19 protein-coding genes are annotated in these 23,357 nt (G+C 28.4%); 11 read left to right on the top strand and 8 right to left on the bottom strand.

Annotated elements, in window-relative coordinates; all coding sequences use genetic code 11:
- Positions 1–73 precede the first annotated feature (73 nt).
- From CRV03_RS08540 to CRV03_RS14320, 4 genes are all read left to right on the top strand, one after another.
- Positions 74–2,305: a bifunctional diguanylate cyclase/phosphodiesterase gene (locus CRV03_RS08540; protein WP_129084725.1), complete on the top strand. Its 2,232-nt coding sequence runs from the start codon at positions 74–76 to the stop codon at positions 2,303–2,305.
- A gap of 93 nt (positions 2,306–2,398) precedes the next feature.
- Complete coding sequence (gene clpS / locus CRV03_RS08535) at positions 2,399–2,698, top strand: ATP-dependent Clp protease adapter ClpS (protein ID WP_129084724.1); 300 nt, start codon at positions 2,399–2,401, stop codon at positions 2,696–2,698.
- 3 nt (positions 2,699–2,701) lie between these two features.
- Positions 2,702–4,945: an ATP-dependent Clp protease ATP-binding subunit ClpA gene (gene clpA / locus CRV03_RS08530; RefSeq protein WP_129084723.1), complete on the top strand. Its 2,244-nt coding sequence runs from the start codon at positions 2,702–2,704 to the stop codon at positions 4,943–4,945.
- A gap of 33 nt (positions 4,946–4,978) precedes the next feature.
- Positions 4,979–5,620, top strand: coding sequence for a c-type cytochrome (locus CRV03_RS14320; protein WP_309109190.1), 642 nt, complete (start codon positions 4,979–4,981; stop codon positions 5,618–5,620).
- Positions 5,621–5,650: 30 nt separating this feature from the next.
- Here the strand turns inward: CRV03_RS14320 and CRV03_RS08520 are convergent, their stop codons facing one another.
- Positions 5,651–8,035: an HD domain-containing phosphohydrolase gene (locus tag CRV03_RS08520; protein WP_129084722.1), complete on the bottom strand. Its 2,385-nt coding sequence runs from the start codon at positions 8,033–8,035 to the stop codon at positions 5,651–5,653.
- A gap of 130 nt (positions 8,036–8,165) precedes the next feature.
- Between CRV03_RS08520 and CRV03_RS08515 the strand changes: the two genes are divergently transcribed.
- Positions 8,166–8,906, top strand: coding sequence for a ferredoxin-thioredoxin reductase catalytic domain-containing protein (locus CRV03_RS08515; protein WP_129084721.1), 741 nt, complete (start codon positions 8,166–8,168; stop codon positions 8,904–8,906).
- 23 nt (positions 8,907–8,929) lie between these two features.
- Here CRV03_RS08515 and CRV03_RS08510 read toward each other — a convergent pair whose 3' ends face one another.
- From CRV03_RS08510 to panB, 3 genes are read right to left on the bottom strand one after another with little or no spacing between them, the layout of a single operon-like run.
- Positions 8,930–9,994 carry an AI-2E family transporter gene (locus CRV03_RS08510; RefSeq protein WP_129084720.1) on the bottom strand — a complete coding sequence of 355 codons (1,065 nt, stop codon included), beginning with the start codon at positions 9,992–9,994 and terminating at the stop codon, positions 8,930–8,932.
- Positions 9,991–11,019: a Holliday junction branch migration DNA helicase RuvB gene (gene ruvB / locus CRV03_RS08505; protein WP_129084719.1), complete on the bottom strand. Its 1,029-nt coding sequence runs from the start codon at positions 11,017–11,019 to the stop codon at positions 9,991–9,993. Before ruvB ends, CRV03_RS08510 begins: the two co-directional genes overlap by 4 nt.
- A gap of 30 nt (positions 11,020–11,049) precedes the next feature.
- Positions 11,050–11,859, bottom strand: a complete 810-nt coding sequence (panB, locus tag CRV03_RS08500; RefSeq protein ID WP_129084718.1) for a 3-methyl-2-oxobutanoate hydroxymethyltransferase — start codon at positions 11,857–11,859, stop codon at positions 11,050–11,052.
- Positions 11,860–12,002: 143 nt separating this feature from the next.
- Between panB and trpA the strand changes: the two genes are divergently transcribed.
- Genes trpA through CRV03_RS08485 form a run of 3 tightly spaced genes read left to right on the top strand, consistent with a single transcriptional unit; the run spans position 12,003 to position 13,872 of the window.
- The gene (gene trpA, locus CRV03_RS08495; RefSeq protein ID WP_129084717.1) at positions 12,003–12,743 is read left to right on the top strand and encodes a tryptophan synthase subunit alpha; all 741 of its coding nucleotides are present in this window, start codon (positions 12,003–12,005) and stop codon (positions 12,741–12,743) included.
- A 7-nt stretch (positions 12,744–12,750) separates the two neighbouring features.
- Positions 12,751–13,488: an arginyltransferase gene (locus CRV03_RS08490; RefSeq protein ID WP_129084716.1), complete on the top strand. Its 738-nt coding sequence runs from the start codon at positions 12,751–12,753 to the stop codon at positions 13,486–13,488.
- Positions 13,489–13,533: 45 nt separating this feature from the next.
- Positions 13,534–13,872 carry a hypothetical protein gene (locus CRV03_RS08485; protein WP_129084715.1) on the top strand — a complete coding sequence of 113 codons (339 nt, stop codon included), beginning with the start codon at positions 13,534–13,536 and terminating at the stop codon, positions 13,870–13,872.
- A gap of 8 nt (positions 13,873–13,880) precedes the next feature.
- Here CRV03_RS08485 and feoB read toward each other — a convergent pair whose 3' ends face one another.
- Together feoB and CRV03_RS08475 are read right to left on the bottom strand one after the other, a co-directional pair.
- Positions 13,881–15,989: a ferrous iron transport protein B gene (gene feoB, locus CRV03_RS08480; protein WP_164968643.1), complete on the bottom strand. Its 2,109-nt coding sequence runs from the start codon at positions 15,987–15,989 to the stop codon at positions 13,881–13,883.
- Positions 15,977–16,213: a FeoA family protein gene (locus CRV03_RS08475; RefSeq protein WP_129084713.1), complete on the bottom strand. Its 237-nt coding sequence runs from the start codon at positions 16,211–16,213 to the stop codon at positions 15,977–15,979. Before CRV03_RS08475 ends, feoB begins: the two co-directional genes overlap by 13 nt.
- 195 nt (positions 16,214–16,408) lie before the next feature.
- Between CRV03_RS08475 and CRV03_RS08470 the strand changes: the two genes are divergently transcribed.
- The gene (locus CRV03_RS08470; RefSeq protein WP_129084712.1) at positions 16,409–16,849 is read left to right on the top strand and encodes a Fur family transcriptional regulator; all 441 of its coding nucleotides are present in this window, start codon (positions 16,409–16,411) and stop codon (positions 16,847–16,849) included.
- 17 nt (positions 16,850–16,866) lie between these two features.
- Here CRV03_RS08470 and CRV03_RS08465 read toward each other — a convergent pair whose 3' ends face one another.
- On the bottom strand, positions 16,867–17,364 hold the full coding sequence (locus CRV03_RS08465) for a flavodoxin (protein WP_129084711.1): 498 nt from the start codon (positions 17,362–17,364) through the stop codon (positions 16,867–16,869).
- 91 nt (positions 17,365–17,455) lie between these two features.
- Here CRV03_RS08465 and CRV03_RS08460 point away from each other — a divergent pair, with 91 nt between their 5' ends.
- Positions 17,456–18,364, top strand: coding sequence for a cytochrome-c peroxidase (locus tag CRV03_RS08460; protein WP_129084710.1), 909 nt, complete (start codon positions 17,456–17,458; stop codon positions 18,362–18,364).
- Positions 18,365–21,211 (top strand): EAL domain-containing protein, encoded by a 2,847-nt coding sequence (locus CRV03_RS08455; RefSeq protein ID WP_129084709.1) that lies wholly within the window; start codon positions 18,365–18,367, stop codon positions 21,209–21,211.
- Here the strand turns inward: CRV03_RS08455 and CRV03_RS08450 are convergent.
- Positions 21,208–23,313 carry a cache domain-containing protein gene (locus tag CRV03_RS08450; protein WP_129084708.1) on the bottom strand — a complete coding sequence of 702 codons (2,106 nt, stop codon included), beginning with the start codon at positions 23,311–23,313 and terminating at the stop codon, positions 21,208–21,210. The genes CRV03_RS08455 and CRV03_RS08450 overlap by 4 nt on opposite strands.
- Between the last annotated feature and the right edge of the window lie 44 nt (positions 23,314–23,357).

Below are 23,357 nucleotides of genomic sequence, written 5' to 3'. Positions count from 1 at the left end.
TTAAAAACTATATATTGTATATTTTTTATTAAATTATATATATTTATTTGCAAATTATTTTTATAGGAATTTTATGTCAAAGCTCAAAGAAGTTAACTTTTGGCTTGTTTATATCGTTGTTAGTGTATTGATTCTAACAGCTGCAATTTTTATTTTTTATTATGAATGGATTATAAATAAAAACAAGTATGCGGAAAACTTAACAAATTTTAATAAAATCAGTGTTCAAAGTACAATTTCCTCTTTTAGAAATAAAGAGTCTACTTTAAAAATATTAGGTGAGAACCTTTTAGAGCTTGACGCTTTAAATAATCCAGAAAATGGAAGAAAACTAATCAATGATATGAAAAGAGTAAATAAAGGAATAGTTGCCTTTGGTTTAGCTCAATATGATGGTCAGTTAATATTAGTTTCTACAATTGATAGCTTGACTAACTTACCTAATTTAATGGACAATAAACTTACAAGTAAAAGTTTTGAAGAAGCAAGAGATAGTCAAAAAATGCACTTAGGTAGAAGCTACTTTATGGAAAACCTTGGAAAGTGGGTTATTCCAATTAGAATGGGAGTTCAGGATAAAACAGGAAAAACCCCTTTAGTAATGACTGCTGGAATACAAGTCGATGGAGAAAGTAGTGTATTTAATCTAAAAGAGTTACCAAGCAATCTAAAGGTACAACTAATCAGAAGTGATGGTTTTATACAGTTTGAAACACCACTTACTAAAACTTTAGAAGAGACTTATTCTAATGAGTATGATTTTAATAAATTTAGACAAATTGATAAAATAAAAGAGCTTACTCCTGATGTTATAACAGTTACTACAAATGGCAAAAAATGCATGATGTCTGTAATTTACATAGAAGAGTATGACTTGTTTTCATTGGTTTCTATTTCCTATGAAGTAGTGACAAAAGATTTTAATAAAAAACTTATAATCTCTATGGTTTTACTATTTATTCTTCTTGGAATTTTATATTTCTTATTTAGTTATAGTATTAAAATACAAACACGTACAAGAAATGAACTAAGATATATCGCAAACCATGATACTTTAACGGGAGTTTATAATAGATATTCATTAAATCAAGAGATTAGTAAAAGAATGCAAGAAGCTAAAAACTTTTATGTATTTTTCTTAGACCTTGATAACTTTAAATATATAAATGATACCTATGGGCATCTAGTTGGAGATAAACTTTTAAAAGATGTTGCAAAGCGTTTAAAAGCAAGATTATTTAAAAAAGATTTTATTGCAAGAAATGCTGGAGATGAGTTTATTGTTTTAATTGATGAAAGAAGTGAAGAAACAGTTAGAACAATTGCAAAGAAAATCTTAGATATCTTCTCAAATAACTTTAAAATAGGGGAAATTGAACTATTTACTGGTGTAAGTATTGGTATTTCTAGATATAACAAAAGTAAAACTACAACTTCAGAGCTTTTAAACCAAGCAGATATGGCTTTATATAAAGCAAAAGAGAATAAAAACTCTTATGTGATTTTCTCAAAGGCAATTTATGGAAATACAAAAGAAATTGTTCAAATAGAAACACAACTTAGACAAGCTATTCACAATAATGAGTTTTCTTTAGTATATCAGCCTAAAATCAATTCAAAAACCCATGAGGTTATAGGAGTAGAGGCTTTACTTAGATGGAATAACAAAAAGCTAGGTTTTGTATCCCCTGAAAAGTTTATCAAAGTTGCTGAGAAAAGTGGAATTATAAATGACATTGGCGAGTTTGTAATAAAAAAAGCCCAAGCAGATATAAAAGAGGTTTGGAAAGAGACTTCAAAAGAGTTTACACTTTCTGTAAATGTTTCTCCAAGGCAATTAGTATCAATAAAAGAGATGAATAGATTTAAAAAAGTGATTTTAAATAGTAGTTTCCCAAATGATAAGTTTATGATTGAGATAACTGAGAATATCTTTGTTGGGGATGTAAAAAGAATTATACTGTTTTTAAATACAATCAAATCATACAATGTGAGTATCTCTTTAGATGACTTTGGAACAGGTTATTCTTCATTAAGTATTTTAAGTAAACTTCCTATTTCTGAATTAAAAATTGATAAGTCTTTTATTCACAATATGTTTTTAAATGATGAAAATATGAAGCTTGTAAAATCAATTGTAAATATTGGAAAAGATATAAATTTAAAAGTTGTAGCAGAAGGCGTGGAAGAACAAAAAGAGTTAGAACTTTTAGAAAGTTTTGGATGTGATATTTATCAAGGATATTACTTCAGTAAACCACTTTCAAAAGAAGAGTTAATAAAGTTCATAAAACGTAAAATATAAATATAGCTTAAAATATTTATTTGACTCTTTCTTTTACCAAGCTAATCAGTTTTTTAGTTATAATATTCATAGATTAAACAAAAGGTGAACTAGGTGGCAAATGAATTAGAGATAGAATTGGACAGTAATTTAGAGGTTTCAGAACCAAAAAAATACAAGGTGATTTTATTAAACGATGATTATTCAACTATGGATTTTGTTATTGATGTATTAACAAATATATTTAGAAAAACTGTTGATGAAGCAACTCAAATCATGTTAAATATACATAACAATGGAAGAGAAGTTTGTGGAATTTATAGCCATGAAATTGCTTCTACAAAAGTTGCTCAAGTAAAAACACTTGCTAGAGAGAAAGGTTTCCCTCTTAAAGCTATTATGGAAGAAGAATAAAAAATGATAAGTAAAGAATTAAGAAATATATTTGGGCAAGCTGTAAGTTATGCTAAAAAAAGCAGACACGAGTATTTAACAGTAGAACATATTTTTCTTATGCTTCTGCATGATGAGGTTATTGAAAATCTATTTGTAGATTTAGGACTTGACCAAGAAAAAATATTTAATGAGATTAAAAAATATATTGAAGAGAATACTCCTGTTTTCCCTGAAAATGTTGAAGATGAGCCAATTGAAACTCTTACACTAACTTCTACAATTGAGAATATGGTAGCCCATACTCAAACTAGTGGAAGAGGAAATGCTAGTGTAGAGGATATGTTTGTTGCTATATTAAAAAATGATAAATCCTATGCAACATATATCCTAAAATCAGCAGGTGTAGAAAGAATTGATATCCTAGAAGAGATTTCTCATAGAGAAAATGAAAATGAAGTAGACGAGCTAGGAAATAAAGAAGAAAAAGATGATAATAAGGTTTTAGACAAAAACTCAACTGAGCTTGTTGAAGTTGCTAAAAAAGGTGATATTGACCCTGTAATTGGAAGAACAACTGAAATAAGTAGAGTTATTCAAATTCTTGGAAGAAGAAAGAAAAATAATCCTATTTTAGTAGGAGAACCAGGTGTTGGTAAAACAGCAATAGCAGAAGGTTTAGCCTTAGAAATTGCAAATAAAAGAGTACCTGAATTTTTAGAAGACGCTAAAGTATACTCTTTAGATATGGGTTCAATGGTTGCAGGAACTAAATATAGAGGTGATTTTGAGAAAAAGCTAAAATCCCTTTTAAAAGAGATAGTAAAAATTCCTAATGCAATTTTATTTATTGATGAAATTCATACAATTGTGGGAGCTGGAAGTGTTGGTGGAAGTGCGATGGATGCTTCAAATATCTTAAAACCAATGCTTGCAAATGGAAAACTAAAATGTATTGGTGCAACTACTTTCTCAGAGTTTAGAAATGATTTTTCTAAAGACAAGGCTTTAAGTAGAAGATTTGCAAAAGTTGATATTGATGAGCCAAGTGTAGAAGATGCAATTACAATTTTAGATGGATTAAAACCAAAATATGAAGAGTTCCATAATGTAAGTTATACAAGCTCTGCTATTGAATCAGCCGTTGAATTAAGTAAGAAGTATATCTCGGATAGATTTTTACCTGATAGTGCAATTGATGTTATTGATGAAGCCGGAGCTAGTAAAAAAATCGAGTATGCAAAAGTAAACAAAAAGAATGTAAAAATTTTACAAAAAGATATTGAAGATACAGTTGCAAGAATGGCACATGTTCCTTCTAAATCAGCTACAAAATCAGATGTATCATTACTTAAAAATCTTGAATCTAGAATGCAAAAAAGAGTATTTGGTCAAGATACAGCTATTTCTACAATTGTTCAATCAATCAAAAGAAATAAAGCTGGACTTGGACTTGATAAAAAACCAATTGGAAGTTTCCTTTTCACTGGACCTACTGGTGTTGGTAAAACTGAAGTTGCAAAAGAGTTATCAAATCAATTAGGAATTCATTTTGAAAGATTTGATATGAGTGAATATATGGAAGCTCATACAGTATCAAGACTTATTGGAGCACCTGCGGGATATGTTGGCTTTGAAAATGGTGGATTATTAACTGAAGCTATTAGAAAACATCCTCATTGTGTGTTATTACTTGATGAGATTGAAAAAGCACACCCTGATTTAATGTCTATTTTACTTCAAGTTATGGACAATGCAGAGTTAACAGACAATAGTGGAAATAAAGCAGACTTCCAAAATGTTGTATTAATTATGACTTCAAACCTTGGGGCAAGTGAAGCAAATGTTATGGGGTTTGCTAAAAATGATTCATTAAATGAAGATAAAGCTGTAAATAAATTCTTTGCTCCTGAGTTTAGAAATAGACTTGATGCAACAGTACCTTTTGCAGCCTTAGAGCAAGATATTGTTGCTAAAGTAGCTGGTAAATTTGTTTTAGATTTAGAAAAACAGTTAGAGAATAAGAAGATTAAAATCTCTATAACAGCTAAAGCTAAAAATGAGTTAGCAAGACTTGGTTATGATAAAACAATGGGTGCTAGACCTCTTAATAGAGTTATTTCTGATAAGATTAAAAATGTACTTACTGATGAAATTTTATTTGGCAGACTTAAAAAAGGTGGTCAAGTTAAAATTGATTTTGTAAAAGATGAGTTTAGTTTTACATATAAAGCTTTAGAACCAAGTACCACAAAAAGTACACAATAAAAAATTAAAATAAAAAAAATACAAGGATTGATAATGAAAAAGATTTTACTAAGTTCTTTTGTAGCAGTAGCTATTTTTGCAGGATGTTCTGAATCTACAGAAGCAGAAACTCAAAAACCAGTAGCACAAGCTGAAGTAAAAGTTGAAAAAGAAGCAAGTGCTGAATCAAAACTTGTAGATCAAGTTAAAGAATCAACTTCAAAAATTACAGAAGTAGTTAAAAGTGCAAGTTCTGAAGTAGCTTCAAAGGTAGTTGAAGAGTCTAAACAAATTGCTGAAAAAGGAACTGATGCAGCAAAGAGTATTAGCTCAAAGGCTGAAGTTGTAGCAAAAGAGTTAACAGATGAAATTGTTAATAAAACAAAAGAAGCAAAAACAAGTATTGAATCAAGTATTGATAATATTGTTGAAACAAAAAAAGATACTAATGTTACTTCAAAAGGTAAATCTTTATATCTAAAATGTGCAGGTTGCCATGGACAAAATGGAGAAATGAAAGCTTTAGGAAAATCTCAAGTAATCAAAGGTTGGGATAAAGATAAAGTTTTAAATGCTTTAGTTGGATATAAAGAAGGTACATATGGTGCAGCTATGAAAGGTGTTATGATTGCTCAAGTAAGCTCTTTATCTAAAGAAGATTTAGAAGTATTATCAGAATATATAGCCTCTTTTTAATAATTGATAAACAATCACTTTTGTGATTGTTTATACATATTTAGAAATATCTACTTCATCAATTTGTTCTTCTTTTAAATACTCTTTTGCATAATTCATATAAACACCACTTGTTAAAAATAGTTTAAATATATCTTCATCAATATGTTCATCTTTTACCATAAAGCTAAGTATTTTAATTGATTCAGAAAGTTTTTTTGCTTCTTTATACGGCCTATCAGCAGCTGTTAAAGCTTCAAAGATATCAGCAACTGCCATAATTCTTGCAGGAATAGACATATCCTCTTTTTTAAGTCTTCTTGGATAACCAGTTCCTATAAGTGTTTCATGGTGAGCTCCTGCATACTCTGGAACTTTCTCTAGATTTTTAGGGAAAGGTAATTCCTCTAACATTTTTACTGTCATAATCATGTGTTCATTGATTTTAAATCTCTCTTCTTCTGTAAGAGTACCTTTTTTAACGGTTAAGTTATAAATTTCTCCTTGATTATAAAGATGCTTAGGTACTTCCATTTTAAATTTATATTTATCAAACTCTTCTTGAGAGAAGTCTTCTCTTTGAATAATATGTTCATCTTTATCACTTAAAAGATTCTCTTCTTTTGGGAATGTTCTGTTTATCTCTTTTATTCTTGATGTTTCATCATGGGATAAACCTATTGTGTCATTAAAATATTTTGTCCATTTTCTTTGAGCTATTTCCTTGATTTTTTCAATATCTTCATCATTCATAAACTCTCCACCAATATTTGCTTTGGCAATAGCTTCAAACTCTTGCTGTAGCTTTTTATGTTCTTCTTGAAGTTTATGTTCTTCTTGCTCTTTATTTGCACCAGCTAAGATATTTTCATACATCTTAATTGTTAAGTCTCTATGAACAACTTCAAACCTAGTTCTTACCTCATGAATTCTATTATAAATAGTTTCTAATTTTGTTGCTTTATCAACTACATACTCAGGAGTAGTAACTTTACCACAATCATGTAACCAAGCAGCAACACTAAGCTCTCTTTTTTCATCTTTAGTAGATAGTTTAAAGTCTTTAAAAATCCCCTCATCACAAGCTGCTGCAGCATTTGCTAGCGCAATAGTTAATATAGGAACTCTTTCACAATGGCCACCAGTGTATTTTGACTTTGCATCAATAGCACTTGCAATTAGTTGAATAAAAGAGTCCATTAACTCTTCTTGTTTTTCTTCAAACTCTTTTATGGATATTGACATCTTATATAATGATTGAGAAAGTTCATGGTACTCTTTTATTCTTGTTTTTATTAATTTGACATTATCAAAATCCCTTCTCATTATCTTCTTATTTTCTTTTTCAAGTTTTTGAATTGGTTCAACTAAGATTCTTGTTGCATACCAAATTAAAGGAATAGTCAATGTTAAAATTACCAAGGTAATCATAAATGAGTTATATATCTTACTAATAAAAGGTTTCATGATAGTATTAACAGGAATAGTTATTGCAAGGTGGTCTTTTGTTTTAAACTCAGATTTAATAAGTGAATAATAGACAAAAGCTTCATCTTCTAATCCTACGTTAAACTGTACTTTTTTTATCTTTTCATCTTTTGCAAAGTTAAGAAGTTCTTTATATGGTACAGTTTTCATATCTTTATCTAAATTTGCAGAAGCAATTATTTCACCATCTTCTTGAAATAAAATAATTTCATTGTTTTTCATAATAGTTTGCTTACTTAAAAAATTAGAAATACTATTTAGTGATACATCTAAACCTAAAACAATATCTTCATTTCTAATTCTTTTTGCATAAGTAATCCCTAGTTCATCAATGTTTGTATATTGATAGGGTTTTGTTTTAATTACTTTTCTATGTGAATTAATAGCCTTTTTAAACCAAGGCCTAATACTTGGGTCATATGAAGCTTCTTTTCTTTTAGTATCTAAAACTTTTAAACCTTTATTTAAAAGTTGCTCATATTGGTATCTTTTGCCATCTTCTTCATAGATTTTTACTATAAGCCATCTAGCTTCTTTAGTTGCATTGTATTTTTTTCTTAAATCTTTTGTTATATTTAGGTTTATTACTTCATAAAAGTTACCACTTTTACTTCCTGCATATATGGCATAGATATGTTTATTATTATTTAAAATAACAGTTAGTTGTTTAAGTAGTCTGTGCCTTTCATTTTCTAAAGGAAATTCTCTCATCTCTTCTGAGTGTATAATAGCTTCTAAAATATTACTATTTGAATTATCAAAAGAGATTATTTTTTGTTCTATTTTTTCAGCTGTGAGTTTAAAGTTGTTTTCTGTTGCATCAAAGGCCAAGTCTTTTGAGAAGTAGTACTGTAAAGAAAGGGTTGTAACTATAACGGAGGAGATTAAAAATATTAAAATAAGGGAGATTGTGGGTTTGATTTTTAGAAAGAATTTCTTAGGTTTCATTGGAAACTTCTTGTGTTAAAATTTGTTATTTATTATTATAGTAAAAACTTTTTTAATTTTTTTAATATTCTTGTTTAATTTTTATATAGAGTTCTTTATGTTATTTTTTATTTTTAAATTAGGAAGTGTAATGATTAAAAAAATTGATATCCAAAGTGATGAGTTTCAAACGCAATTAGAGTTAACAAAACAGTTTACTGATAAGGTATGTGAAGAGCATGGTTTTTTCTATAATCCAGAAGAAGATGTAAATGAGTCAATTCAACTTGGACTTACTAGAAATAAGATGATTTATGGACAAAGATTTTGTCCCTGTTTTATGGTAGTTGGTGAAACACCATCTCAAAGAGAAAAAGAGGACAATAGATTATGTCCCTGTACACCAGCCCTTACAAAAGAAATTCCTGAAAAAGGTCACTGTCACTGTGGAATATTCTGTACAAAAGAGCATGTTGATTCTTTAATTCAAAAGGATGAAGTAGAGCAAGAAGTTGAACACTCTCAAGGTCTTTCAAAAGAAGATTGTGAAAATCTTTTAAAGAAAGAGCAAGTTTCAGCAGCTGAAGTAGAAGCTTTATTAGAAGCTAGAGAACTAAAGCTTGTAAACTTTTTATTAGTAGATACAAGAGAGTGGATGGAATGGGTTGGTGCAAGAATAAAAGGAACAGACTTTCTAGTTCCTACAACTTCATTTTATCAAGCTTTAGAACAAGTTGAAGGTAAAAAAGATACACCTATAGTAGTTTATTGTCATAGTGGAAGTAGAAGTGCTTATTGCCAAAAGATTATGCTTGATATGGGCTTTAAATCAGTTGCAAATTTAGATTATGGAATAGTGACTTTCAGAGGTGAACTTTTATCAGGTGAATAGAAAAGTAGATATATAAAGAGCAACTATTCGTTGTTCTTTATACTCTTTTTAATACTATAATAATCATCACTAAACTTATTTAGAAGTTGAATTAGTGAGATAAAGAATGTAACCATCGCTGGACCTATAATCATTCCCCAAAAACCAAAGGTAGAAAGTCCTGCAACAATTGCAAAGAAAATAAGTAATTCATTTACTTCACTTGGAGTTTTTACTACTTTTTGATTGATATATTTTATAATTACTGGCTTAATAAAAGTATCTGCAACAATAGAGATAACGATAATTGAGTAACCAGCAATTGCTAAGGCATTTGTAGTACTTCCAGTAAAGATTTCATAAATAGCTACAGGAAGCCACATAATTAGTCCTCCAACAACAGGAACTAAAGAGGCAAAACCATATAAAACCCCTAATAAAATCCCATCATATCCAAAGAAAGAAACAAAGATACCAAATAAGAAACCTTCAAGTACAGCTGTTGCTAGAATAGAGTATAAAACTACACTCATAACATTTGATGATTCATAAAATAGAGCATTTGAATCCTCTTTTTTAAGAGGAAGTGCTTCTTTAAAATAGTGAGAAAGACTAGTACTATAAAAGTTAAAGAAAAAGTAAAATACTAAAATCATTATCATATCAATAATAAATTTTGCAGAGTTTTTACCTAAAAAAGCACCTATAGAAATAAGCTTTTGAATAAGCTCTGGAATATCTACTTTATCAAGGATTTTATTTAATTGCTCTTTTATAAATAGTAAGTCATTAGGCATATTTTTAACCCAATGTTCCAAGGCATTGTACATTTCAATTAATGCTTTTTGGTCGATTTTATTTATCATTGTCGCAAATGAGAAGATACAATATAAAACTGGAACAAAGAAAATAAAAGTTAAAAATATTGTCATAAGCATCGATGAAACAAACTGATTTGGAATATGTCTTTTAAAATATATATTTAGTGAGTTTGTTGCAACAGCTAAAAGTAGGGCAACAATCATAGGTTTTAAAAATGCACTAAATAGCTCCAACATAAAAAATAGAGTAACTATTGTTAAAGCTATTAAGAAGTACTGTGGTTTCAAAACAGTGTTCCTTCATCATTTAATTTTTGTGCATCTGGGTGAGTTAATCTAAATAGCTCATATGTTTTAACACTTGCAACTCTTCCCCTTGCAGTTCTTTCTATATAACCATTTGCTAATAAGTATGGCTCAATAGCATCTTCTATTGTTCCTTCATCTTCACTAAGAGCAGCTGCCATAGTAGAAAGTCCCATAGGTTTACCTTTATTTGAAACAAGAAGTTCAAGTAAGTTTATATCCATCTCATCAAAACCAGAATCATTTACTCCTAGTTCATCTAAAGCGTATTTACATCTTTCTATTTTGATAGTATCTTCATTTTCAACTTCAGCAAAATCTCTAACTCGTCTTAAAAGTCTTAGTGCAACTCGTGGAGTACCTCTACTTCTTTTTGATACTTCTAATGCTGCATCATCATCACATTGTTTATCAAGTTTAAATGCAGCTTTTTGAATAATCTTTGCTAACTCTTCAAAAGTATAAAACTGCATTCTAAAGTGCATCCCAAATCTCTCTCTTAAAGGATTTGAAAGCATACCAGCTCTTGTTGTTGCTCCAATTAGAGTAAATCTTGGAAGGTCGATTTTTACAGTTTGTGCTGCTGGTCCAGAACCAATAATAATATCAAGTCTATAATCTTCCATTGCAGGATATAAAATCTCTTCAACAGCAGGACTTAAACGGTGAATCTCATCAATAAATAAAATATCACCTTCTTCAAGGTTTGTTAAAATAGCAGCTAAATCACCACTTTTTTCAATCATAGGTCCAGCAGTAACTTTGATATTTGTATTCATCTCATTTGAAATAAGATATGAAATAGTAGTTTTACCAAGTCCTGGAGGTCCATAAAAAAGAATATGGTCTAAGGCTTCATTTCTTTTTTTACTAGCTTCAATAAAAACCTTTAAATTCTTTTTTATCTTTTCTTGACCAATATAATCATCCCAAGATGAAGGACGAAGATTTACTTCTGTACTTTCATCTTCAAAGGATACTTGTTCTACTTCTACAACTCTTTCCACTTTTAAAGCTCCACTTTAAAATTTATCATGCTAATATTCTTCCTCTTTTGCTGGGAATGCTCTTGTTTGAACATCATCTCTATATTTATTAACAGCTTCTTTCACTAAAGTAGCTCCATCTAAATAGTGTCTTACAAACTTAGGTTTAAACTCTTCAAAGAAACCTAACATATCTGACCAAACTAATACTTGTCCATCAGTTACATTTCCTGCTCCAATTCCAATAACTGGAACATTTACTGCTTCTGTAATTTTTTTAGCTGCATCTGATAAAACACCTTCAACTACAATACAAAATGCTCCAGCTTCTTCAATAGCTTTTGCATCACGGATAAGTTGTTGTGTATCTTCTTCTGTTTTACCTCTTACCTTATATCCACCTTCACTTCTTACATATTGAGGCATTAAACCAATATGACCCATAACTGCAATAGAGTTAGAAGTAAGATGTTTTACTATATCAGCTTTATCTTCTCCACCTTCAATTTTTATAGCAGCTGCATTTGTTTGTTGATATACTTTTACAGCATTCGTTAAGGCTTCATCTTTATTAATATATGTTCCAAATGGCATATCTAAAACTACAAAAGCTTTAGATGCTCCAGCACAAACAGCATTTGTATGATAAATCATTTGATCTAAGCTTGCAGAAAGAGTATCTGGTTTTCCTGCAAAGCTCATATTTAGGCTATCACCTACTAGAATAATATCGGCAATCTCTTCAAAAAGCTTGGCAAAAAGTGCATCATATGCAGTAATCATTGTTAAGTTTTTATTATTTTTAGCTTTTTTGATTTTTGTTACATTCATTTTTTCAAAATCGTTTTTGATTATACTCATAAATTTCCCTAATAATATGTAATATTTAAAAGATTATTGTATCAAAACTATCCTTTTTATTTTTGTTTACTAAATACTCATACCCTTACAAGATAAATTTTGATAGAATAAATCCTATTGAATTAATATTTTAGGATTATATTTTGAAAAAATTAGTAGGTTATATTACATCTTCAGTTCCTGATAATAACTTTTCTGTTGACTTAGCTTTGAGTATGAAAGAAGCAGGTGTTGATACATTAGAGTTAGGTGTTCCTTTTTCTGACCCTGTAGCAGATGGTCCAGTTATTGAAAAGGCAAATCAAATTGCATTAGCAAATAATTTTAGTTTAAATGATTTATTTGAAGTTTCTTCAAAAATAGCACCAAATATGGATATGTTATGGATGGGATATATGAATCCTTTTTATAATTATGGATTAGAAAACTTCTTAAAAAAAGCCGATGAATTTGGTGTAAATGGTATGATTATTCCAGATTTACCTTTTGAGGAGGCACAATTAGTTAAACCTTTATTTGATAAATACAATAAAGCAAATATTGCCTTTGTAGCTCCTACTCACCATGAAAATAGAATTAAGCAAGTAGTTCAAAATGCTGAAAAATTTATTTATATGGTTGCTTATGCTGGTATTACGGGAAGTGGTCAAAGTGAAGATTTAACTTACATTATTGATACAGTTAAAAAATACTCAGACACTCCTTTATACATAGGTTTTGGTGTTGATGAAAAAACTTGTAAAGAGAAGGCTAAAGGTGTTGATGGTGTTATTGTTGGAAGTGCTTTTGTAAAACACTTAATTGATACTTCATTGTCAAATAGTGAAAAAATTGATAGAATAACAAAAATCGCAAAAGAAATAAAAGAGAAGATAAACGAATAGATAGATTATGCATATTTTAGAACGGGACGTAGAATTTGTAGAAGAGCAACGAGAGTGCTCATATTTTGATGATGAAATATCTGATATAAGATATAGGTACATAAGTAATTGCAAAAAAGAAGACTACCAAAACATGCTAGAACATGGTTGGCGTAGATTTGGTAAAATGCATTTTGTACCTGAATGTAGAGACTGCACAAAATGTATCTCTATGCGTATCGATGTAAAAAACTATAAATTTTCTCGTTCTGAAAAAAGAGTATTTAAAAAGAATCTAGATACAAAAGTTTATATTCAACCCCCATCTCTTACTTTAGACCATTTAAAACTTTATGATAAATATCATTACCACATGAACAAAAAGAAAAACTGGAATTACTCTCCAATTGAACCTGCTGAGTATGACAGGTCTTACGTTCAAGGGAAAGATGATTTTACAAAAGAGTTTTTATATGTAAGGGATGATAAATTAATTGGAGTAGCTTTAGTTGATATTTTATCTGGGGCTATTTCTTCTATTTACTGTTTTTATGACCATGACTACGAAGACCTATCTATAGGGAAGTTTTCAATTCTAGCTCAAATAAAAATAGCAAAAGAGTTAAATGTTCCATATATCTATTTAGGGTATTGGATTAAAGACCATTTTTCAATGGGATATAAAGATGCATATAAGCCTTTTGAAATTTTAACTAATAGAGCAACTCTTAAAGAAGAGGCTATTTGGGAAGAGTACAAATCGTAACCAAAATATGATATAATTTCTCCAACATAAATAAAGTGAGAAGATATGAAAAAAATTATATTAATATCTCTTTTTTTACTTTCAACAATTTTTGCAGAGACAATTGATGAAGATACAAAATATAGTGCAGATTGTTTAATTTTAGAGGATGAGAACTCTATAGTTTGTAAATATATTCATGAGCGTTCAGAGGAAGACAAAGAGATTCAAGTTCAGTGGATTGACCCAGATGGTGAGATTTCAAGGGATAGAGTTTTACTTATTCCAGCAGGGCATGGATCAATTTATGATTTTAGATATATTGCAGGTAGACTTCCTGGAATATGGCAATTTAAAGTTATAGATAATAAAAGAGAGACAGTAACTACTTTCGAAATCAAGTAATAGTTAGTTTAACTAACTATTACTTTTGCCACATTATAAGCTATAAATGACAGTATCCACGCTGTTACAGTTGTGAAAACAAATAGATAAACCAGATACTTCCAACCTCCAGCCTCTTTTGCAAATACCATTGAAGCAGCTAAGCAAGGTAAATAAATCATAACAAATACAATAAATGATATTGCCGAAACAAAAGGAATATTTGCTTTTACTTTATTTATAAGTGTATCACTCTCTTCTGAATTATCTTCACCTAAACCATATAAAATACCTAAAGTTGAGACAACAATCTCTTTTGCTGCAAGTCCTGTTTCAAGTGCAACTGTCATTCTCCAATCAAACCCAAGTGGTTCAAATAAGGGTTGAGAAAACTTACCAATTTTACCTAAATAAGAGTTTTCAAGATTGTATAAAGCTAACTCATTTTCAAGTTTCTCAATTTCATTTATACTAGAAGCTTGTTCTATTTTTGTATTAACCATCTCTTCATACTCTAAATGCTTAGGATAGTTTGAAGCAAACCAAATTAAAATAGAAGCTGCAAGGATAAAAGTACCTGCTTTTTTTAAGTACATTAAGGCTTGATTTGAAACTGTATGCCATATAAGTTTAAATGAAGGCATTCTATATTTTGGCATTTCCATAACAAAAGGTTCATCTTCATTTTTAAATGCAGTTACAGTTAAAACTTTTGCAGCTAATAAACCTAGAAGTGCACCACTAATATAGATTAGAAATAGAATATTTCCTGCATTCTCTTTAGAAAAGAATGCTCCAGTAAATAGAACATAAATAGGAAGCCTAGCTCCACAAGACATAAACCCTATGATGAAAAGAGTTAATAATCTATCTTTTTCATTTTTTAAAGTTCTAGCTGCCATATAAGCTGGAACTGAACATCCAAATCCTGTAACAAGAGGAATAAATGATTTTCCATGTAAACCAAATTTATGAAAGAAGCCATCAAGTAAGAAAGCAACTCTACTCATATAACCTGTTGTTTCTAAAAGGGCAATTCCAAAGAATAAAATCACAATATTTGGTAAGAATAAAATTACAGAACCAACTCCTGCAATTGCACCATCTGCTATTACTGAGGAGATTTGATTATCCCCTAAAGCATTTTTTGTACTATCAATTAAGCTTGCAAAAAATGAATCAATAATATCCATTGGAATATTTCCAAGTTCAAAGGTTAATTGAAATAAAACCCACATTAAAAATAAGAAAATAGGAAGTCCAACAAACTTATTGATTAGAATATTATCAATTTTATCACTTAAAGATTTATCTTCAATTTTTTCATTTAAAGTAACAGTCTCTTTTACTGCACCTTTTGCAAAAGCAAACTTTTCATCATCAAAAATATCTTGCATATTTTTAGTATGAAAGTGAATATATAGATGTTCAAAAGAGTTATTTACTAAAGGTTGTAACTCTATCCATATTGGCTCATTGTGGAACTTTAGAAAGGTTTGTTTATTTTCTTTTAAAAGCTTAACTGCTAAATCTCTATATGGTACATCTGAAGGGAAGTTTTTTTCTTTTAATAGTTTACAAATATTTGAAATCTCTTCTTCAATAACATCAGAAAAAATAAGTTTTGATTCAAGTTTTTTAGTTTCAAATTTTTTTATTAAGTTTTTAATTAACTCATCTACACCTTGTTTGTTTTTTGCAGATGTTTTAATACAAGGTTTGCCAAGTATTTTACTTAGTTGCTCCTCATCTATAGTGATATTCTCTTTTTTTGCTTCATCACTCATGTTTAAAGCAATAACCATTTTTTTGTCAAGTTCTAAAAGTTCTGTTGTTAAATAAAGATTTCTCTCTAAGTTTGTTGAGTCAACAACATTTAGAATAATATCGTAATCACTATCTTGTAAATAATTTTTTGTCACTTTCTCTTCTAGAGTATAATCACTTAAAGAGTAAGAACCAGGTAAGTCTGTAATTTCTAAAAGATAGTTTTCATACTCAAATTCAACTACAGTTTTCTCAACAGTTACACCTGAAAAGTTTCCTACTTTTAATTTTGAGTTTGAAATTGAGTTGATAAGCATAGACTTACCAACATTTGGTTGCCCAACAAGGGCAATTTTAATTAGTTTTTGCATGATAGTTTCTCTACTTCAATATATCTTGCTTCTGATTTTCGTAAGGCAATCTTTGTATTATTTACTTTTATTTCGATTGTGTTTTTTGATAAGGTTTGCTCTATAACTACTACTTCTGAATTTCTTGTAATACCAAAAGAGTTAAGTCTTGCTTTTAGTTTATCTGTACATGAGATAGAAATAATTTTCGCACACTCATTTTTAGATAGTTCATTTAAATACAATTAAGGTCCTTCATTAATAATGATTATCATTAGTCAATAGTACTGAAAAAATACTTAAAATATTAAATTAATTTCTTTGCTATGAAGAGTTTTTGGTGTAATATAACTAAAATTAATGCTATTTGTGAAAGAGTTTAAGTAAAATTGAACTGTTTTGTGCAATAATTATATAATAAAATATTTAAGGGTAGATTGATGGCAGATAGCAATGAAGTAATTGATGAACTGAAAAAAATTGTTAAACAAAAAGGTTTAAAATATACAGAGCAAAGAGAAATTGTTCTAAATGTTTTACTTCACGCTGATGACCACTTAACTGCTGAGGAAATTTATAATCTGATTAAAACAACTAATCCAGACTCTAATATAGGTATTGCTACTGTTTATAGAGCACTAAGTTTTCTAGAAGAAGTTAATTTAATTGCATCAATTAATTTTGGTGTAGATGGTAAGAAGTATGAGAGTAATAAAAAAGAGCATCATGATCATCTAATTTGTACATCTTGTGGAAAGATTATTGAGTTCTTAGATGATGAAATTGAAAAAAGACAAGACAGAATTGCTAAGAAGAACAAGTTTAAAATCACTAGTCACTCTATGCAACTTTATGGTACTTGTCCAGATTGTCAAGAGTAAAAATAGGAATACTTTTCCTATTTAAACTCATTTTTTAAAACTTTCGTCCAATCCTCTATTTTTTCTGAATAATTTTCATCATTTTCAATATCAAGTGCTAATCCTACAAAAGAGTTTTTAATAACTGCATCTGATTTTTCAAATTCATATCCTAAAGTAGAAGTAAAACCTATAACTTGAGCATTTGCTTTAATAAGTTGTAAATAAATTTTACCCATGGCATCTAGAAAATTATTTTTATATTTTTTTTGATTTCCTAAGCCAAATATTGCAACTTTTTTATTTTTAAAATTTATTTTTGAAAACTGATTCCAGACCTTTTCCCAGTCATCTTGCATTCTACCTTCTTCCCAAGTGGATACACCAAGGATTATATTTTCATAGTCTTGCATATATTCGCAACCTGTAACTTTTAGATCATACTCTTTTATACCATCTAAACTTTTTGAAATCTGCTTTGCAATCTCTTTTGTATTACCCGTATTGCTAGCATAAAAAATTGCTATATTTTTCATAGATAATCCTTGATGATTTTTTATTATTATATCAAAATTTTTGTTTTTTTTTGTTATAATTCGCGAATTAATATATAAGCTAAGGTTTTAATTGTTTTTCAAAAAAATATTTCTTTTCAACTTTCTTACGCTAACACTTCTTGCTTCAAGTATTGAACCAATTCCTTTAAAACTTGAATATGATTATAATAAAGCTATTTTAGGGAAAAAACTCTTCTTTGAAAAAAGACTTTCAAAGGATAATAGTATCTCTTGTGCAAGCTGTCATGATTTAACTAAAGGTGGAGATGATGGACTAAAATTTTCTGTTGGGATAGATGGGAAACTAGGGGATATAAACGCTCCAACAGTTTTAAATTCTGTATTTAATTTTAGACAATTTTGGGATGGAAGAGCAAAAGATCTAGCAGAACAAGCTAAAGGACCTATTGAAAATCCAATTGAGATGGGCCATGATTTTACTAAACTTTTAGAGGTTTTAAAAACAAGTTCTTATGAAAAAAGTTTTAAAGCTATATATGAAGATGGAATTACAAAAGAAAATCTTGTAGATGCAATTGCTGAGTTTGAAAAAACATTAATTACTCCTAATTCTGCTTTTGATAGATATTTAAAAGGTGATGAGAATGCAATAAACTCTTTTGAGAAAGAGGGCTTTGAGTTATTTAAAAATAAAGGTTGTATCTCTTGTCATAATGGTGTAAATATTGGTGGAAACTTATATAGTAAGTTTGGAATGCTTATAGATGTTGACAGTAAAAACCTAGGTAAATATAATGTTACTAAAAATGAGTTGGACAAGTATTATTTTAAAGTACCAACATTAAGAAATATAAGTTTAACTGCACCATACTTTCATGATGGTAGATACTACGATTTAAAAGAAGCAGTAAAAACTATGGCATTAGTACAGTTAGGTAGACCTGTTACAGATTTAGAAATAGAAAAAATTGTAGCATTTCTAAAAACATTAAATGGGGAATTAAAAATAATAGAATAGATGAAAAAACTTTTTAAAACCTTTGAAATGAAGTTAGTTTTATTTACTTTCTTCATTGGCTCTCTTTTTATATATTTATACCATATAGAAAATAGTATCAAAAACTATAGTTTATATAAAAAAGGTATAAATGACTTAAAATTTATAAATTTATATTTAGATAATTTTTTAGAGAAACAAGATAAGTTTGTAAATTTTGATGAAATAGTTAATAACACAAAAGAGTTTAATCGAATAATTGATGATATCTTATCAAGTGAAATTAAAACAGAGTTTTCTCATATTGTTTATATTGAACTAGCAGAAGCCCATGGACTATTTACTGAAAAATTAGAATATATAGAAAGATATAAATCCTTACAAGCTTCTAATTTAAGCTCAATTTATTTTATCTATGATTTAAACCAGTATTTTAATAAAAGCAAACTTGCTAATGAAGATAAGGTTTTAATTAACCAGACTCTTTTTATATTAATGCAGAGTTTTATTAATATAAATGACAATAAAAAACTACTAGCTAAAAACTTAGAAGCAATTCATAAATTATCAGAAAAAAACAGAGATAAAAGATTAGAACTTTTATATATTCACACTAAAAAAACAATAGAAAAAATAGAAAAAATCAATGAAATCAATAAGAAAGTAAGTGAATTAGATTTAGCTAAAAAATTAAATAAAGTAGATATTTTCTTAATTGATAGTTATAACAAAAAAATGTTAATGCAGTTAATTATTGCATCAGTATTTTTCTTATTTTTAATTTTTATGATTATTGTTATCTATTTTGAACATAGGAAAACTAGAAAAATAAAAAATGAGTTATTAGGCTTTAAGTACGCTGTAGAAAACTCTGATAACTCAATAATTCTTACAGACCCAGACCAAAATATAATTTATGTAAATGAAAACTTTGAGCATAATAGTGGATATGATAAAGAAGAAGTATTAGGTCATAATCCAAGATTCTTAAGTTCTGGTTCTACAGAGAGTAAAATCTATGAAGAGTTAAATAAGAAGCTTGAAAAAGGTGAAAAGTGGGAAGGTGAGTTTATAAATAAAAGAAAAGATGGAACAATTTTCTATGAAAAAGCTTCTATTGTACCTATTTTACTTAACAATAAAATAGTTAATTACCTTGCTATTAAACTTGATATTACAAAGTATGTAAAACAAAAAGAGAACTTAGAGCTTTCTTCTATTGCCTTTGATAATGTTCAAGAGGGGATTTTAATTTGTGATGGAGACAAAAAAATCATTACTGTAAATAGTGCCTTTGAAAATATTACAGGTTATGATAAATCTGAGTTAATTGGAATGACTCCAACTATTTTACAATCTGGTCGTCATGATAAAGTATTCTATAGCAAAATGTGGAGTTCTATTATTGACAATGGCTATTGGAGAGGTAAAATCTACGATAGAAGAAGAGATGGAGAGATTATTCCTATTTGGTTAAATATTACAGCAATAAAAGATAAAAATGGTAAATTTAGTAGATTTATTGCAGTTCATACAAACCTAAAAGAGATTATAGAAACTCAAGAAAAAGCAGACTTCTTAGCATATCATGACCCTTTAACAAAACTTCCAAATAGAGCAAAATTAGAAGAGGATTTATCTTATTCAATTTCAGTTGCAAAAAGAAATGATTTAAATATTTTTGTACTGTTTATTGATTTAGATAGATTTAAAATTATCAACGATACTTTAGGTCATCAAACGGGAGATGAGTTATTAAAAGTATTAGCAAAAAGATTACAAAAGGTATTAAGAGGTACTGATTCTGTATCAAGAATGGGTGGTGATGAATTTATTGTTACATTAGATTCAAGTAGAACTAAAAAAGCAGCAGGCTATGTTTGTGAAAGAATTTTAGAGATAATTAAAGAACCTATAAAAGTAAAAGGTCATGTTCTAAATACAAGTGCAAGTATTGGAGTATCAATGTATCCAGATGATGGAACTGATATCTCAACTTTAATTAAAAATGCTGATACTGCAATGTATCATGCAAAAGAGAAAGGAAAGAATAATTTCCAATACTATGATAAACAATTATCAATTGATGTACATGAACAACTATCTATTGAACAAGCATTAAAAGGAGTACTTCAAAGGGAAGAACTCTATTTATGTTATCAACCTCAATATCTATTAGATACAAAAGAGATCGTTTCTTTTGAAGCTTTAGTTAGATGGGAACACCCAGAAATAGGATTTATTAGACCTGATAAATTTATAACTATTGCAGAAGATACGGGGATGATTATAGATATAGGAAAATATATTTTTAAAACTGCCTGTAAAGATTTTGTTGAGTTTAAGAAGATTAACCCAACTCTTAGATATATGGCTATAAATATTTCAAGTGTTCAGTTTAAAGATAAAAACTTTGTTGACGATGTTTTTAGAATTGTTAAAATGTTTAATCTAAAACCAAATGAAATAGAACTAGAAGTTACAGAACGATATATGATGGAGTTTACTCAAACAAATATGGATAGTATGAATAAGTTAAGAGAGTTAGGTTTTAGATTCTCAATTGATGACTTTGGAACAGGATATTCATCTATGAGTTATCTTACAAAACTTCCTATTGATGTAATTAAAGTTGATAAAGCATTTATTGATGGTACTCCAAAGGATCATGGCAATGTACAAATCTCAACAGCAATTGTTGCCCTTGCAAAAAGTTTAGGTTATAGTGTTATTGCTGAGGGAATTGAGTATGAAGAGCAAGAAGAGTATTTAAAAGGGATTGATTGTAATATGGGACAAGGTTACTTATTCTCTAAACCTTTAACATTCAATGATACTAAAACACTTCTAGAAAAGAGTGATATTTAAAAGGTAGAGACTTTATCTCTTCCTGACTCTTTGGCTTTATATAAAGCCTTATCTGCACATATATAAAACTCTTTACTTTTCATATCTTCTTCTAAAAAAGCAACTCCACAAGATACTGTTATAAATGAAGAAACTTTACTGCTATCATGTCTAATATGAAGGTTTTTAACTCTCTCTTTAAACTCTGTAGCTAGTGTTATTGCCTCTTCTTTACTCTTAGGATATAGTAAAACAGCAAACTCTTCTCCACCAAGTCTAAAGCTATAAGAATCAAAACCTTTAAAAAACTCTTTTAACGTATTTGCTACTTTATATAGTGCTTCATCACCTTGCTGATGTCCATAGGTATCATTATAGTCTTTGAAGTAATCTATATCAATCATAAATAAAGAAAATAAACTATTTTTCTCTTTTGCTATTTTTATACCATCTTCTATCTTACTATTAAAATATCTTCTATTGTAAAGTTTTGTTAATTCATCTGTTATTGAATAATCTTCAATTCTTTTTTTATCTGTTATATCGTGTTTGATTGCTGTATATCCGATTTTTGTATTGTTTTCATATATTGGTTGAATAATTATGTCTACCCAATATACTTCACCGTCTTTTTTTATGTTTTTTATTTCACCTTTAAAAACATTATTCTTTTCTAACTCTTTCCAGATATTTTGATAGAAGCTGTTTTCAATATCTGGATGCCTAATTATATTATGTGATTTTCCTATTAACTCTTCTTTTGTGTATCCTGTAATATCACAAAAGGCTTGTGATACATCAGTGATTACTCCTTTTAAATCAGTAGTAGAACTAATTACATGTTCATTTAAAATCTTATTATAGTTTTCAAGTTTTTCATAATCACTATTTCTTTGTTCTAATATTTTATTTAAATTCTTAGCTAAAGTCTTAAACTCTTTATATGCTAGATTATGTACATTTATTTTTTTAAACTCTTTTGTTGCTATATCAAACTCATTAATAAAATTTTCTATATGACTATTTATTAAAGAAGATGTTTTTTGAGAGATAAAATAGATAACAAGAATGATAAAAAGAATAAATAAAAATCCTAACTCCAACTGGAAAAATACACTATTTTTTAAAAATAGTTTTTTCTGTTCTATAATCTCATCTATTTCATCAATATATGCACCTGTTCCAATTATCCAGCCCCATTTTTCAAATCTTTTTACAAAAGCAATTTTTCCATACTCTTCTTTTGAATCAAGTTTTTTAAATTTGTATTTTATAAAACCACCTTCTTTTTTTGAAGAAGCATCTAGTTGTTTTTTTAATAGTTCGTAATTTGGGTATTCAATTGCAGGTAATTGTTTTTTCCCATTAAAAATTAAAGCCTTTTTATAAATGGTATTAAGAAAAATGTATCCACTCTCTTCATATCTTATTGAAGCTATATAGTTTAGAATCTCATCTTTTGCTAATTCTTCAACATCATCTAAATATTCCCCTGTTCCAATGTGCCAATTAAAAGGCTCAAAATTTCTAATATATGAAAGTTTAGGAAACTGCTTTGAGTTTTTAATATCTGGTTTTACAAAATGGTTTTTAACAAAGCCAGAGCCTTTTTTTAATGCAATAGCACTTTGTTTTCTAATTATGTATTCACCCTTTGAGTCATACATATTCCATATATGTTTGTAAGTATTTAGATAGTCGTTTTTATTAAATAAGATAGCTCTTCCATCATTGCTATTTATAAAGTAGTAGCTTCTTTCATTTGAAAAACTATAGTTTTTTAAAACATTAACAATAAGCTCTTTTATTTCATCATCACTTTTTTTATTTTTATATTGTTTATAGATAAACATGGCCGTGTTATAAGCGTTATCAACTTTTTGTTTTAGTTCTATTTTTAACTTTTCATTTATCTCTTTTTCTTTGAATTGTATATAGTTATATACTTTTTCTACTTCTTTTTCAAGATGCTTTTTCTTTTGCTTTAAGTAGGTTTTTTTTATTTCACCACTCTCTTTTTGAAAGTTATTGTATTGAAGTAAAATAGTTACAAGAAGAACAAAGATAACAGAGATAATAGAGACTAAGAATATTGACTTTGAAATAAAATTGGAAATTTTCATAAGAAATTATATCTTACTTAAATGATAAATGCAATGTTGTTAAT

It is taken from the genome of Arcobacter sp. F155 (genome assembly GCF_004116455.1).
GTDB lineage: Bacteria > Campylobacterota > Campylobacteria > Campylobacterales > Arcobacteraceae > Halarcobacter.
Note: the sequence above shows the minus strand (reverse complement) of the source record. Positions and strands in the feature narration are given on the sequence as shown.